The organism is Sphingomonas paucimobilis NBRC 13935 (assembly GCF_000739895.2).
GTDB lineage: Bacteria > Pseudomonadota > Alphaproteobacteria > Sphingomonadales > Sphingomonadaceae > Sphingomonas > Sphingomonas paucimobilis.
This window is the reverse complement of sequence record NZ_BBJS01000057.1, coordinates 18004-31087: the sequence shown is the minus strand read 5'-3', so window position 1 is coordinate 31087 and position 13084 is coordinate 18004. Positions and strand designations below refer to the sequence as shown.

Sequence of the window (13084 nt, the reverse complement as noted above, 5' to 3'; positions counted from 1 at the left end):
TGCCTATTGCAGCGCGGACGGGTTCACCGACAGGCTGGGTGGATTGATGACCGGCGGCGCATAGGGTTTGGCGGCGGGAACCGGCTGGCTCGACAGCACACGTGGCGGGGTCGCTGGCGCGACGCCGGGCTGCGCGGTGGTCGCCACGGCCAGCGGTGCGGAAAGCGACTGAACCGGCACCATCGTCCCCGACCGCCACGCATCATAGGCACGGAAAAAAGCAAGGAACGGCTCGTTCAACTGGTCCAGCCGCTTGGGCGCCGCCGTATCAAAATCGCTCGACGACGCACTGCTAATATCGGCCAAAACCTGGTCGGCGGCGGCGCAGAAGGTCTTGCGGACGGGCGTGATCGAGAAGAAATTGTAGAGCCGGGTCATGGCGTCGTCATAACGATCGCGCCAATCGCCGCCCTGCGACTGATATTCCGCCGAATAGCGCTTTTCCGCCGCCGCCAGCGCGATCTTCTGCGTGGTCAGCATCGTGTTGTAGCGGGTGACGATCAGCCCCTCATCGGCACCGCGACAGGCCAGCGCCGCGACGTTGAGCGCCGAGCGCAAATGCCAGACGGTCGCTGCGCTGGTCAGCGCGCGGTTGGGGGTGGCGTAATTGCCGTCGGGCAGCTTGGCGGGGATCATCATCCCCGGGGTGGCACCGGGCGGCAGCGGCGCGCGCACCACCTGCGGCGCGGCGGGCACCATCACCGGCGGCGGCGCGACCTTGGCGGTTTCGCGCGCGGCACAGCCCGCCAGTGAAAGGCCGACCGCAACACCGGCCCAGATACGCTTGTTTCCCATAACCCCGATCCTCGGCAAATCCTGTCCCCCGCCCTTCGACGCTCGTCATGCCGATTCGAGGTTAATAGCGGGTAAGCCATGCGACGAAGCGTGGGCTTCGTCCGAGGAAAGTCAGGACGTTGGCCGAGTTGGGGGTAAGTTGAGGCCCGGCCGGGCTTATCCGGCGTGGCGCGCGGTCAGCGCGGCGGCGGCTTCGGCCATCAACTGCGCCAGGATGTCGGCGATCGGCTCTTCCTTGGTCACCATGCCGACCGACTGGCCCGCCATGACCGAGCCATGCTCGACATCGCCCTCGATCACCGCACGGCGCAGCGCGCCGGCCCAATAATGCTCGATCTGGAGCTGTGCCTCGGCCATCGCGACCTTGCCCTCGTCCAGCGACTGGGCCACTTCGCGCTGCTTGGCGGTGAACAGCTCGCCGCCGGCATTCTTAAGCGCGCGGACCGGGATGACCGGCAGGCGCGGGTCGATCTGCACGCTCGCCACCGCATCACGGGCCGAAGCGCGGATGAACGCCTTCTTGAAATTGGCGTGCGCGATCGATTCGGTCGCGCAGACGAAGCGCGTGCCGAGCTGGACGCCCGCCGCCCCCATGTCGAGATAGCCGGCGATCGCCTCGCCCCGGCCGATACCGCCCGCGACAAAGACCGGCACCTGGTCGGCGATCTCGGGCAGCATTTCCTGCGCCAGCACGCTCGTCGAGACCGGGCCGATATGGCCGCCCGCTTCCATCCCCTCGATCACCAGCGCGTCGACGCCCGAGCGGATCAGCTTCTTGGCGAGGGACAGCGCAGGCGCAAAGCATATGACCTTGGCCCCGGTTTCCTTGATCGCCTCCAGCGCGCCCTTGGGGGGCAGGCCCCCGGCGAGCACGACATGGCCGACCTGATGGCGGCCGCATACCGCGATCAGGTCGAACAGCTGCGGGTGCATGGTGATGAGGTTCACGCCGAACGGGCGGCTCGTCATCGCCTTGGTTGCGGCGATCTCGGTGTCGAGCAGTTCGGGCGTCATCGCGCCGCACGCGATCACGCCGAAGCCGCCTGCATTGGACATGGCGGAGACAAGGTTGCGCTCCGACACCCAGGACATGGCACCCGCCATGATCGCCATGTCGGCGCCCAGAAATTCCGCGCCGCGCGCCATGCGGGTGGCGAGACGCTGTTCGCCGGTGGTGGTGGTAAGGGTGTCGGTCATCGCCGCTCCATGCCGTGGCGGCGCGCGGACGGCAAGATGGGAGCGCATTCCTCCCCAAGCACGCTTGGGGAGGAATTGAGGGATTACGCCGCTTCGGCGTCCAGCCCGTAAGCGGTGTGCAGGACACGCACCGCCAGCTCGGTATAATCCTCTTCGATTAGCACGCTGACCTTGATCTCCGAGGTGGTGATGGCGAGGATATTAATCCCGCGCGCGCCCAGCGTCTGGAACATGGTCGACGCCACGCCCGCATGGCTGCGCATGCCCACACCCACGACCGAGATCTTGGCGACCCGCGTGTCATGGACGAGGTTGCCATACCCGATCTCGCCGCTCGCCTTTTCCAGCACGTCGAGGCTGCGGGCGAGGTCCGCCGACGGCACCGTGAAGGTCACGTCGGTCGAGCCGGTCGAATGCGCGATGTTCTGGACGATCATGTCCACATTGATCCCCGCATCGGCCAGCGGCGCGAAGATCGAGCCGACCGCGCCCGGGCGATCCGGCACGGCGGTCAGGGTGATCTTGGCTTCGTTCTTGTCATGCGCGATGCCGGTGATGAGCTGGCGTTCCATATCGTCGATTTCCTCTTCGCCCACGATCAACGTGCCGCGATGTCCGTCTTCGTCCCGTGCGTCGTCGAACGAGCTGAGCACCCGCACGCGCACCTGTTCCTTCATCGCCAGACCCACCGAGCGGGTCTGGAGCACCTTGGCGCCGACGCTGGCGAGTTCCAGCATCTCTTCATAGGTGACCTTCGACAGCTTGCGCGCACGGGGCACGATGCGCGGGTCGGTGGTGTAGACGCCGTCGACATCAGTATAGATGTCGCACCGCTCCGCCTTCATCGCCGCCGCGACCGCGACCGCGCTGGTGTCCGAACCGCCGCGCCCCAGCGTGGTGACCCGGTTGCCCTCGGCCACGCCCTGGAATCCGGGGATCACCGCGACCACGCCGCTGGCCAGGCTTTCGTCGAGCGCGGTCGTGTCGATCTCGCCGATCCGCGCTTTCGCGAACGCGGTGTCGGTATGGATCGGCAGCTGCCAGCCCAGCCAAGACCGGGCGGGGACGCCCATCGCCTGGAGCGTGATCGCCAGCAAGCCGCTGGTGATCTGTTCGCCCGCCGAGACGACGACGTCATATTCCTGGGGATCGTAAAGCGACGAGGCCTCGCGGCAGAAACCGACCAGCCGGTCGGTCTCCCCCGCCATCGCGGAGACGACGACCGCGACCTGATGGCCCGCCTCAACCTCGCGTTTGACCCGCGCCGCCACGTTGCGGATGCGCTCGATTCCGGCCATCGAGGTGCCGCCGAACTTCATCACGATACGGGCCATGCGGTTTTTGCCAATCTCCTTGGGGTAAAACGGCGGTCCTGATAGGTAGCCCCCATGACGAACGCAAGCCATTTGAACGATTCTACCATTATCGGGGCCGAAGCCGCACATTTCGGAAAGATGGCCTCCGATTGGTGGGACCCCAAGGGGTCGAGCGCGATGCTGCACCGACTTAATCCACCCCGGCTGCGCTATATCCGCGAGCAGATCGACCTGCATTGGGATGCCGATGGACAGGGTTTCACCCCGCTGAAAGGCAAGCGCGCGCTCGACGTCGGCTGCGGCGCGGGGTTGCTGTGCGAGCCGCTCGCCCGACTGGGCGCCGAGGTGACGGGGCTCGACGCCGCGCCGGAAAATGTCGCGGTCGCCGCCGCCCATGCGGCGCAATCGGGGCTGGAAATTCATTACCGCGCAGGGAGCGTCGAGGGATTGGCGGGCGAGACGTTCGACCTCGTCACCTCGCTGGAGGTGATCGAGCATGTCGCCGATCCGGCGCGATTCGTACGCGGACTGGCCGATGCGCTGGCGCCCGGCGGGCTGATGATCCTGTCGACGCCCAACCGCACGCCCTTGTCCAGGCTGGCGCTGATCACGCTGGCCGAGGGGACGGGTACGATCCCCAAGGGGACGCATGACTGGTCCAAATTCCTGACGCCCGACGAGCTGACCGCGCTGCTGACCGATGTCGGATTGACGGTGCGCGACGTGCGGGGGCTCAGCTTCTCTCCGACCAAGGGCTTCATGGTCAGCGATTCGACCGCGCTCGATTATTTCGTCACCGCGACGCGGGCGTGAGCGCGACTGCGCGGTCGGATCGGCGGCGCGCATGGGTGATGGCGGGGCTACTCGCGGTCCTGCTATGCCTGTTGGCGATCGCCCGGCCGGTCGACCATGACGAAAGCCAATATGTCGCCGCCGCGACGCTCAGCGGGGCGGGGCTGATCCCCTATCGCGACTATGCCTATCTGCAGACGCCGCTCCAGCCGCTGCTGTTCGCACCCATTGCCTGGGTCGCGGGGCGCTGGGCCTGGCCGGCCTTGCGGCTGGTCAATGCGCTGCTGGGGCTCGTCGCCATTGCGGGCGTGTACCGGGCCGCGCGGTTATGGGGCGCTGATCGGCGCGCGGCGACGCTGGCGGCATGGCTCTTTTCCACCTGCGACATCCTGTTGTTCGCGGTCGGCACGGCCCGCAACGACGCGCTCCCCGCCGCGCTGCTGGCGGCGGCGCTGATCGGGGTGGCGCGGGGCGAAGGCCAGGGCGCCAGTCGGGGAAGCGCCGCGCTGACCGGATTGCTGCTCGCCGCCGCCGCCGCCGCCAAAATCTCCTATGCCCTGCCCGCCATCGCTTATGGATTATGGGCGCTGTTCCATCGCCGTCACCGCCCCATCTGGGTGATGATCGGCACCCTGCCCGTGCTCGCGCTCATGGCCGCGCTGTTCGCCGCCGCGCCCGAAGGCTTCCTGTTCGGGGTCCTGCGTTTCCCCTCGCAAGCCCCGGCCGAATATTATGCCGCCCGCCCGTGGAAGCTGAGCTGGGCGGCGAAGGCGCTCGATTCGCTCAAATTCCTGGCGCTCGGCCCCGCGCTGGTCGGGCTCCTCGTGGTGGCGCGGGCGCGGCCACCCAGGTTGCTGGTCCTGTTGATGATCGGCGGGGCGATCGGCGCGATGCTGCCCTTTCCGACATGGCGGCAATATTGGCTGCCCTTCCTGCCGCCGCTGTTCGTCGCGCTGGCGCTGCTCTGGCACCGGGAACCGCCCTCGCCGCGCTGGCGAATCGCCCTGGCGCTGCTCGCGATCGTCGGATTGGCACCGACGCTCATCACCCTGATCGGCCGTGACGAAGGCATGAGCCTGCCCACCGCGCTGGCCGAGGGGCGCCGCGCCGCCGCGATGATGGACCGGATGGGCGTCACCGGCCCGGTCGCCACGCTCGCACCACAGATGCTGGCGGTAACGGGGCGGATGCCGCATCCCGATTTCGCCACCGGCCCCTTTTATTTCCGCAGCCGCGCGCTGCTCGATGCGCAGGCGGAGCAGCGGCTCCATCTCGTCGCGCAGACCCGGCCGCGAATCGCCGCCGACTGGGTGCTGGTCGGGGGCGAAGGGCCCTGGTCGGCCGGCGATGCGCGGCTGGACGCGGCGCTGGCGCGGGCGGCGAGGAATCCGGGCTGGCGGGTGCCCGGAACCCGCTTTCGCCTGATCCGCGTGCCCCACTGATCCGGCGGGTCGATCACGGCCCCGGACATCTTCCATTGGGCAGCATCACCGGCAAAGTGTAAGGAAGACGCCATGAAACGCCTTCTCGCCTCGATCCATGACGTGTCCCCCCGGTTCGAGGGCGCGGTCGACGCGCTGTTCGATCGGCTGTCCGGGCATCTGGGCGGTCCGCGCCTCGCCATGCTGGTCATCCCCGACCATTGGAACAGCGCCCCCATCGCCGCGGGCACCCCCTTCGCCACGCGGTTGCGCGACTGGGCCGATATGGGGATCGAGATGTTCGTCCATGGCTGGTCGCACAAGGACGACATGGCCCATAGCGATCCGCGCATCGCGCTGAAGGCCAAGCATATGACGGCGGGCGAAGGCGAGTTCGTCGGTCTGGATCGTGCCGAGGCGCTGCGCCGGATGACGCGCGGCACCGCGCTGATCGAGGATATCATCGGCCGCCGCGCGACCGGCTTCATCGCGCCGGCCTGGCTCTATTCGGACGATGCGCGCGCCGCGCTGGGCGATGCGGGGTTCGGCCTGGCCGAGGATCATTTCCGCGTCTGGACCCCCGCCGACGGCAAGGTCATCGCGCGCGGCCCCGTCATCACCTGGGCCAGCCGGTCGCGGGGACGCCAGCTCAGTTCGCTGGCCGCCGCCGCCGTGCTACGCCACGGCCTGCGCCCGACCCCGGTCGCCCGCGTCGCGGTGCATCCGGGCGACAATGGCGTGCCCGCGCTGCTCGACAGCATCGACAAGACCTATGCGCGGCTGGCCAAGACGCACCGGCCGTCGCGCTATGCGGATTTACTGGCGGCGTAACCGAGTCCCAAGCCCCGTTCAGCCTGAGCGACGTCAAAGGCCAAGAGGATCTCCATCCGCGAGCGCAGGGCGTGCGCTTCGACGTCGCTCAGCGCGAACGGTAGGGAATCAGGCCGCCACCCGCTCGCCCGCCTGGCCATCCAGCAACAGCTGATAGCGCGCTATCAGCGCCTCGGCATGGTCGCGGTCGCTGAAGACCTTGCCCGCCGCCACCCGCGCGGCGTTGCGCAGGACGCGCTGGTCGCGCGACAGCAACCGCTCGATCGCCTCGGCACAGGCCGCACCGTCGCGCGCGCGGAAGGTCTCGGCGAACAGGGGATTGGCCACCTCGGCGCACCCGCCATAATCGGGCACCACCAGCGGCAGGCCCGAGGCCAGCGCCTCCGACGCCACCAGCCCGAAGGTCTCGGTCTCGCAGCCATGGACCAGCGCGTCGCAACTCGCCATGATCCGCGCCAGACGGGGGCGGTCATAGACCGGGCGGAACAGGCGAATATGGGGACTCCCCGCGATCCGCTTCTCCAGCGTGCGGCTGGCGACCCCGCCGCCGATCAGGATCAGGCCGATCGGCCGGGTCGAGGCCACGCGCTCGACCGCGTCGATGACCATCGGCCAGCGCTTTTCGGGATGGTGGCGGCCCAGGCCCAGCAGCAGATGCGCGTCCTCCGGCAGAGCGCACTGGGCGAGCAGTGCCGCGCGCAACCGTTCGTCGCGGTGGTCGGGTGAGAAGAAATGCCGCTCGATACCCAGCGGAATCCCCTCGTCCACCCGCACGCCGCGCTTGCCCAGACGCTTGACCAGCGCCGGGCCGTTCGACAGCACCAGATCATAATGGTCGAGGAAGCGGTTCATGTAGCGGCTGTACCAGCTGAACCAGTCCTCCACCCGTTCCTGCGCGACGATGCCGTCCAGCCAGCGGACCGGATAAGTGCCGACATTGTCGTTGTGCATGAAGAAGACCTTCTTCGCCCGCCCCTGCCAGCCGGCGACGAACCAGGCGGGCTTGGCGGGTGAAGACACTTCGACGATGTCTGGATCGAGCTCGTCGAGCAGGCGGCACACCGGTGCGCTGTCCCAGAACATGCCGTAATTGGTGTCCAGGATCAGGCGCGGCGCCTTGATATAGATGATCTTGCCGCCGCCCGGCCGCTCCTCTACCCGATCCTCGGTGCCGGGGGCGAGGACGATCAGCTCATGGCCCATCTCGGCCAGGATCGCCATCTTGCGGTCGATATAGGTCCGCACACCCCCGCCAGTGGGCGAGTAGAATTCGTTGACGTCGACGATGCGCATCGGCTTCCTCAATCCACCGGGCCGAAGCCGCCCAGCCCGCGCAGATATTGCGCGCGAATTGTGACATTCGCCACACCGTTCGGCACGTCGATCAGCGCCGATTCGAGCGGCGGCTTGCGCCGGCCCAGCTTGGTGTTGGCCGGGAAGCCCGCACCGTCGCTCCAGAAATTGAACTTGTTCTTGCCGTCGCGGTCATGCGTGAACAGCAGCGCATAGCGGCCGGGATGCGGCACGCGGATACACATCGCGATCGGCCCGCCGCCCGCCGGGGTCGGTACCTGCACGCGGCGGAACGTCTTGCCCGCACGGATCAGGATGCCGTCGTCCTGCAGGAAATCCTCCTGATTGGCGGGATAGAGTTCCAGCTTCAGATTGCCCTTGCGATCCTTCAGTCCTTCGATCCGGGCCAGGATGGCGGGGCCGCCGCCACCGGTGCAGGCGGCGGCATCGCTGCCCAGCACCTGCGCGCCCACCGCCTGCGGCACGGCCATGGCGGTCAACGTCACCGCCGCCAGCCCGGTGGCGGTCATCCATTTCGCGATTGCGCGGCTCACGCTCTTATCCTCCGCACCAATTCCATCAAACCGAACAGCGCGATCAACACGACATGGACCAACAGGGTCAGCGCCGCAGTGAAGGCGATCAATTCGCTCAATTCCTGATCCTGCCCGATCAACAGGATCGCGAAATTGGCGAAAAGAAGGTCCTTGTTGGGCACCAATGGCAAACGTGAGACGAGCAGCCGCGCCGCCGACAGGAACAACCACATGCCCAGCGACACCTCGGGCATGCCGAAATGCCAGGCCAGCGCGATCAGCACCGAACCGGCCGCCAGCCGCAGGCAGTGGACGATGAACACCCACCACAAGGTGCCCCGGTCCAGCGAGAAGACCCGCCGCGAAAAGACCAGGAAGGGCAGCGAGGTCGCCATGACGATCGCGATCGACCCCCAGACCAGCCGCAATTGGTCGGCAGTCAACAGCTCGCGGCCGAAGGGCAGCGCCAGCGCGATCATGAGGAGGGTGATGGCGTTGCCGGCGATCGCGGACAGGATGCCGACATCCTTGATCGCGCCAAAGGGCGCCGCGACCATCTTCGCATGCGCGCGCGCCCAGGCATAGAAATAGGCCTCGCCCGAATAGCTGAACGCCACCTCATTGGCGATCCGCTTGCGGATCAGCGCGGCCAGACCGCTGATGGGAATGCCCCATAGCCGGCGGAAGATGATATAGTCGCCGATCGGCAGCGACATGTAGAGCGCGACGAACACGACATAGAAAAGCGGGTTGGACGGCACCGAATGGCTGAGCCCCACCAGCCCGCGCCCCAGCAGTTCGCGGCCCAGTCCGACGACCATGGCCAGCGTCAGCAACCCGCCGATAATGGCGGGCCAGCGGCGCTTGACCGTCTTCAACGGCTCGAGCGCGGCCATGTCGGTCGCGACCGGCGCAGCCGACGCGGCGGGCATCGCCTGCTCAGGGGTCATGGGATCATTCCGTTCATTCTGCACGTTATAGGCAATCCTCGGCGACGAATGCCGGGGGCATCCGCAAACCTCAAACCAGCTTTCTCACACCTGAATACGTCGTCGCTGTGTCCGGTGATTGTGTCCTCGATAGGGCTGAGCCTGACATAATTGCGCGACAAGGTGTGATTATTTTCCCGGTCACCCTCCCATCCCGACCCCATCCGAGCAAGGCGGAGCCAATGCCAGCCAGTCACATCCTGACCTATGCCCAGACCATGTCCGGCGGCGTGGAAGCCGCGCTCGGCCGGTTGCTGCAGGGCTGGCTGGACCGGGGACGGCGGGTGACGCTGGTGCTGGGCCGCGATGCCGGGCAGTTTCGCGACATGGTGCCGCGCGGGGTGGAGATCGTGACGCTGGGCCATGATCATTACGTCGGCCTGGCGGCCGCGTTGCCGCTGCTGATCGAACAGACTCGGCCCGATATCCTGTTCTGCCCCGGCAATCATTATACCAGCATGGCGGCCTATGCCCGGCTGCGGCTCGCGGATCGCTGTCCCCCGATCGTCGCCAAAATGTCCAACGCGGTCGATCGCGGCGATCATTCCGCCTGGCTGGCCTGGGGCCAGCGGCAATGGCTGGCGCTGCACGGCCTGTTCCTGGATACGCTGGTCGCGATGACGCCCGCCACCGCGCGGGCGGCGCAGGAGGCGACGGGGATGTCGGTCGCGGTCATTCCCAACCCGCCGGCCGCGCTGCCCGGCGGCGTCCCCGACCAGCCCTTGCTGGCCGAGCGCCGGATCCTGGGCGTCGGCCGGTTGGAGCCGCAGAAGCGCTGGGACCGGCTGATCGCGGCGATGGCCCATCTACCCGAGGATGTCGGACTGACCTTGCTGGGTGAGGGCAGCCTGCGCCCGGCGTTGTCCGCGCAGATCGCGGCCTTGGGGCTCAGCCACCGGGTGTCGATGCCGGGCCATAGCGCCAATGCGCCCGCCGCCATGGCCGCCGCGCATGTCCTGGCGCTGCCCTCCGATTATGAAGGCGTGCCCGGCGTGCTGCGCGAGGCGCTGGCGGTGGGAACGCCCGTCGTCACCACCGATTCGAGCCCGGCGGTCTCGGAGATCGTCACCGATCCGGCACTGGGCAGCATCGTCGCGCGCGACGATGGCGAGGCGCTGGTTGCGGCGCTGAGCCACTGGCTCGATCCGGCGACGCCGCGCCCGGCGCCGGTGCCACAGCCGGGCGTCGATTCGGCCGAACGCTATCTGGCGCTGTTCGACTCGGTCGTCGCGGCACGCCGTCGCACGGCGCCGCAGTCACTCGGCGTCGGCCATGCCCTCTTCCGCCGCCTGGCGCTCCGACCGGCGCTGTAACGCCGATTTGATCATCGCGGTCATCGGGTCGGCCAGCGCCAGCCCCATGATGCCGAACAGCGCGCTCGCCATGATCTGAGTCGACAGGGTCAGCGCGGGCGGCAGATCGACGGTGCGCTTGGCGACCATCGGCACCACGACATAACCGTCAAAGGTCTGCACAACCAGATAGGTGCCGATCGCCCAGAAGCCCGCATCGGTGCCCGCCGAAAAGCCCACCGCGACCATCAGCACGCCGGTGATAATCGCCCCGATATTGGGGATGAAGGCCAGGATACCGGCGATGATGCCGAGCAGCAGCGCCATCGGCACGCCGCCGATCATCAGTGCAATACCGGTCAGCACCCCTTCGAACGCCATGCCCAGCAAACGCCCGGCGAGCAGCTTGCGCAGGGTAGTCATGACCCGTTCCTGGGTGACGGCGAATTCGTCGCGCGCCGAACGCGGCACCATCCATTGCAGCCCGCGCGCATAGCCGTCCGGGTCCATCGCCAGGAACAGGCCGATGATCAGGATCATGAATAGAGAGGTCACCGCGCCGACAGCGGTGCCGACCCAGGAGGTCAACCGGCCGATCGAGCCCATCGACTGTTTCAACAGCCCGTTGATATCCGAGGTCTTGGGCATCAGCCCCTGCTCGGCCAGCCAGTCGGCCACCCGACTCGCCTGGGTCTCCAGCGTCGAGCGGAGCTGCGTCACCTGTTGCGTAACCTCGACCCCGGTCAGGTAGAAGGTGCCGAGCAGAAAGACCGTCACCGCCAGCACCACGATCAGCAACCGCCAACCCCGCCCGATCGGCAGCACCCGGCCAAGCAGCCGCACCCCGCCATCGAGCAAGGTGGCGAAGACCAGTCCGGCAAAGATGACCAGCAAGGGTTGAACCAGCAGCACCGCCACCGCCATCGCGGCGGCAAGCCCCAGCCAGATCGCCGCACGGGTCAGCTCGCGCCGGGCGAAACCGTCGCGCATCTCCAGGGGGGCGGGACGGTCCGTCAGCGGCGCGGGGTCGGCCATCGGATCAGTTCACGGTCGCAGGGTGAAGCGACGTGCCCGCGCGCCCCGAGCGCAGCGATCCCCACCAGGTCAGCGGGTTGAGCGTGGCATCGCCGTCCAGGCTGAACGTCACGAACTCGGCCCGCCCGCCGATATTCTCATAGGGCACCGGGCCACCCAGCCCCAGTTCGGCCAGCGAGAAGCGGCTGTCCGCCGAGCGGTCGCGATTGTCGCCCATCAGGAAGACATGGTTCGCCGGAATGGTGATCGGACCATAATTGTCGCCCGGGCTCCAGCCCAGCTCCACCGTGTCGTAACGGCGATGGTTGGGAAGCGTCTCGGTCACGATCGGCAAGTGGCAGACCCATTGCCCGCTGGCCGTGCGCACCCGCGCCTGCTCGCCATAATCGGACGCCTTGCAGGGGCTGTTGGTGTCGATCGGGATATCGACATAATGGAGCGGCCCGCGCTGGACGGGCTTGCCGTTCAGGATGACGGTGCCGTCGCGCACTTCCAGCCGGTCGCCAGGCAGGCCGATCACCCGCTTGATATAGTCGTTATGCGTGCCCGGCGGCGTGACGATCACCACATCGCCGCGCGTGGGCAGCGAGCCGAACAGCCGGCCATGGATGAAGGGCAGTTGCAGGCTCCAGCTATCCTCGGGCTGGCGCAGCACCACCGATTTGAAGATCGCCACCGGATTGGGGATGGTCGGCGATACGAACGACCAGCCATAGGCGAATTTGGACACGACCAGCCGGTCGCCGACACGCAGACCCGGCAGCATCGATTCCGACGGGATGTAGAAGGGCTTGGCGATGAAGCTATGGAAGCCCAGCACGATCAGCAACAGCCAGAACAGCCCCTTGACCTCGGCCCACCAGTCGGTGCCCTTTTTCTTGGCCGTCGGATTCCGGGGCGGTGGCGCGGCGTTGACCGGCTGATCGCCTCCCGATGGATTGGCGGGCGAGCCCTGGTTCGTGTCCAACACCGCGTCCTTCATGCGGAAACTTCCGGTAATGCCTCGATCACGACAAAGGCCTGCGCCCAGGGGTGATCGTCGGTCATGGTCAAGTGGATATGGGCGACGTGGCCCGCCGGGGTGATCGCGTCAAGTCGTTCGCGCGCGCCACCGGTCAGCGCCAGGGTCGGCGCGCCGCCCGGTTTGTTGACGACGCCGATGTCACGCATGAACACGCCCTGCGCGAAGCCGGTGCCGACCGCCTTGGAAAAGGCCTCCTTGGCGGCGAAGCGCTTGGCATAGGTGCCGGCGCGGGTGAAGGGGCGCTTGGCGGCCTTGGCCCGTTCGATATCGGTGAAGCAGCGCGCCTCAAACCGGCCGCCATGCCGGTCGAGCGCCGCCTGAATCCGCTCGATATTGCAGAGGTCGGAGCCGAGGCCGATGATCATGCGGTCCTCCCCGGCACGGGGAGGGGGGGCGTGAGCTTTGGCTTGCGCACCGCAGAGCGGTGGTGGAGGGGGCTCTCCACCACGCGAGCCATTTGGGGTGCTCCCCCTCCACCAGCCTGCGGTGCGGGAGCAAGATTGTGCCCCTGGCGCAATCTTGGCTTGCCGGGGGCAAGCCAAAGCTCCCACACCCCCCCCCCG

The 13084-nt window shown here is 67.6% G+C and carries 13 protein-coding genes; 4 read left to right on the top strand and 9 right to left on the bottom strand.

All coding sequences use genetic code 11. From position 1 onward, the window contains the following. Positions 1 to 3 precede the first annotated feature (3 nt). The 3 genes from SP6_RS17430 to SP6_RS17420 all read right to left on the bottom strand — a co-directional run bounded on the left by SP6_RS17430 (position 4) and on the right by SP6_RS17420 (position 3326). On the bottom strand, positions 4 to 795 hold the full coding sequence (locus SP6_RS17430; RefSeq protein ID WP_007406505.1) for a hypothetical protein: 792 nt from the start codon (positions 793 to 795) through the stop codon (positions 4 to 6). A 156-nt stretch (positions 796 to 951) separates the two neighbouring features. Next, on the bottom strand, positions 952 to 1941 hold the full coding sequence (locus SP6_RS17425; RefSeq protein ID WP_007406483.1) for an NAD(P)H-dependent flavin oxidoreductase: 990 nt from the start codon (positions 1939 to 1941) through the stop codon (positions 952 to 954). 134 nt (positions 1942 to 2075) lie between these two features. Continuing rightward, positions 2076 to 3326, bottom strand: coding sequence for an aspartate kinase (locus SP6_RS17420; protein WP_007406479.1), 1251 nt, complete (start codon positions 3324 to 3326; stop codon positions 2076 to 2078). Between the two features lie 54 nt (positions 3327 to 3380). Between SP6_RS17420 and ubiG the strand changes: the two genes are divergently transcribed. The 3 genes from ubiG to SP6_RS17405 all read left to right on the top strand — a co-directional run bounded on the left by ubiG (position 3381) and on the right by SP6_RS17405 (position 6352). Next, positions 3381 to 4121, top strand: a complete 741-nt coding sequence (gene ubiG, locus SP6_RS17415; protein WP_082052556.1) for a bifunctional 2-polyprenyl-6-hydroxyphenol methylase/3-demethylubiquinol 3-O-methyltransferase UbiG — start codon at positions 3381 to 3383, stop codon at positions 4119 to 4121. Beyond that, positions 4118 to 5542: a glycosyltransferase family protein gene (locus SP6_RS17410; RefSeq protein WP_158005334.1), complete on the top strand. Its 1425-nt coding sequence runs from the start codon at positions 4118 to 4120 to the stop codon at positions 5540 to 5542. Before ubiG ends, SP6_RS17410 begins: the two co-directional genes overlap by 4 nt. A gap of 72 nt (positions 5543 to 5614) precedes the next feature. Then, entirely contained in the window at positions 5615 to 6352 is a 738-nt protein-coding gene (locus SP6_RS17405) for a polysaccharide deacetylase family protein (RefSeq protein ID WP_007406529.1), read from the top strand. Between the two features lie 108 nt (positions 6353 to 6460). Here the strand turns inward: SP6_RS17405 and SP6_RS17400 are convergent, their stop codons facing one another. From SP6_RS17400 to SP6_RS17390, 3 genes are read right to left on the bottom strand one after another with little or no spacing between them, the layout of a single operon-like run. Continuing rightward, positions 6461 to 7645: a glycosyltransferase gene (locus SP6_RS17400; RefSeq protein ID WP_007406495.1), complete on the bottom strand. Its 1185-nt coding sequence runs from the start codon at positions 7643 to 7645 to the stop codon at positions 6461 to 6463. A gap of 8 nt (positions 7646 to 7653) precedes the next feature. Further along, positions 7654 to 8175, bottom strand: coding sequence for a DUF2141 domain-containing protein (locus SP6_RS17395; protein ID WP_007406481.1), 522 nt, complete (start codon positions 8173 to 8175; stop codon positions 7654 to 7656). Positions 8176 to 8195: 20 nt separating this feature from the next. After that, complete coding sequence (locus tag SP6_RS17390; RefSeq protein WP_037569689.1) at positions 8196 to 9131, bottom strand: hypothetical protein; 936 nt, start codon at positions 9129 to 9131, stop codon at positions 8196 to 8198. A 221-nt stretch (positions 9132 to 9352) separates the two neighbouring features. On the opposite strand from SP6_RS17390, the gene SP6_RS17385 reads away from it, so the two are divergent. After that, complete coding sequence (locus SP6_RS17385) at positions 9353 to 10483, top strand: glycosyltransferase (protein WP_082052555.1); 1131 nt, start codon at positions 9353 to 9355, stop codon at positions 10481 to 10483. Here the strand turns inward: SP6_RS17385 and SP6_RS17380 are convergent. Genes SP6_RS17380 through acpS form a run of 3 tightly spaced genes read right to left on the bottom strand, consistent with a single transcriptional unit; the run spans position 10427 to position 12886 of the window. Then, positions 10427 to 11497 carry an AI-2E family transporter gene (locus SP6_RS17380; protein ID WP_007406486.1) on the bottom strand — a complete coding sequence of 357 codons (1071 nt, stop codon included), beginning with the start codon at positions 11495 to 11497 and terminating at the stop codon, positions 10427 to 10429. The genes SP6_RS17385 and SP6_RS17380 overlap by 57 nt on opposite strands. A gap of 4 nt (positions 11498 to 11501) precedes the next feature. After that, entirely contained in the window at positions 11502 to 12479 is a 978-nt protein-coding gene (gene lepB / locus SP6_RS17375; protein WP_007406525.1) for a signal peptidase I, read from the bottom strand. Next, the gene (gene acpS / locus SP6_RS17370) at positions 12476 to 12886 is read right to left on the bottom strand and encodes a holo-ACP synthase (RefSeq protein WP_007406507.1); all 411 of its coding nucleotides are present in this window, start codon (positions 12884 to 12886) and stop codon (positions 12476 to 12478) included. The genes lepB and acpS overlap by 4 nt, the downstream gene beginning before the upstream one ends. Between the last annotated feature and the right edge of the window lie 198 nt (positions 12887 to 13084).

What these genes read in the sequence shown, in the direction of transcription:
- ubiG (WP_082052556.1), top strand. Translation starts at nt 3,381, where the DNA reads ATGACGAACGCAAGCCATTTGAACGATTCTACCATTATCGGGGCCGAA.
- SP6_RS17405 (WP_007406529.1), top strand. Translation starts at nt 5,615, where the DNA reads ATGAAACGCCTTCTCGCCTCGATCCATGACGTGTCCCCCCGGTTCGAG.
- SP6_RS17430 (WP_007406505.1), bottom strand. Translation starts at nt 795, where the DNA reads ATGGGAAACAAGCGTATCTGGGCCGGTGTTGCGGTCGGCCTTTCACTG.
- SP6_RS17395 (WP_007406481.1), bottom strand. Translation starts at nt 8,175, where the DNA reads ATGACCGCCACCGGGCTGGCGGCGGTGACGTTGACCGCCATGGCCGTG.
- lepB (WP_007406525.1), bottom strand. Translation starts at nt 12,479, where the DNA reads ATGAAGGACGCGGTGTTGGACACGAACCAGGGCTCGCCCGCCAATCCA.
- SP6_RS17390 (WP_037569689.1), bottom strand. Translation starts at nt 9,131, where the DNA reads ATGACCCCTGAGCAGGCGATGCCCGCCGCGTCGGCTGCGCCGGTCGCG.
- SP6_RS17420 (WP_007406479.1), bottom strand. Translation starts at nt 3,326, where the DNA reads ATGGCCCGTATCGTGATGAAGTTCGGCGGCACCTCGATGGCCGGAATC.
- acpS (WP_007406507.1), bottom strand. Translation starts at nt 12,886, where the DNA reads ATGATCATCGGCCTCGGCTCCGACCTCTGCAATATCGAGCGGATTCAG.
- SP6_RS17380 (WP_007406486.1), bottom strand. Translation starts at nt 11,497, where the DNA reads ATGGCCGACCCCGCGCCGCTGACGGACCGTCCCGCCCCCCTGGAGATG.
- SP6_RS17425 (WP_007406483.1), bottom strand. Translation starts at nt 1,941, where the DNA reads ATGGCGCGCGGCGCGGAATTTCTGGGCGCCGACATGGCGATCATGGCG.
- SP6_RS17400 (WP_007406495.1), bottom strand. Translation starts at nt 7,645, where the DNA reads ATGCGCATCGTCGACGTCAACGAATTCTACTCGCCCACTGGCGGGGGT.
- SP6_RS17385 (WP_082052555.1), top strand. Translation starts at nt 9,353, where the DNA reads ATGCCAGCCAGTCACATCCTGACCTATGCCCAGACCATGTCCGGCGGC.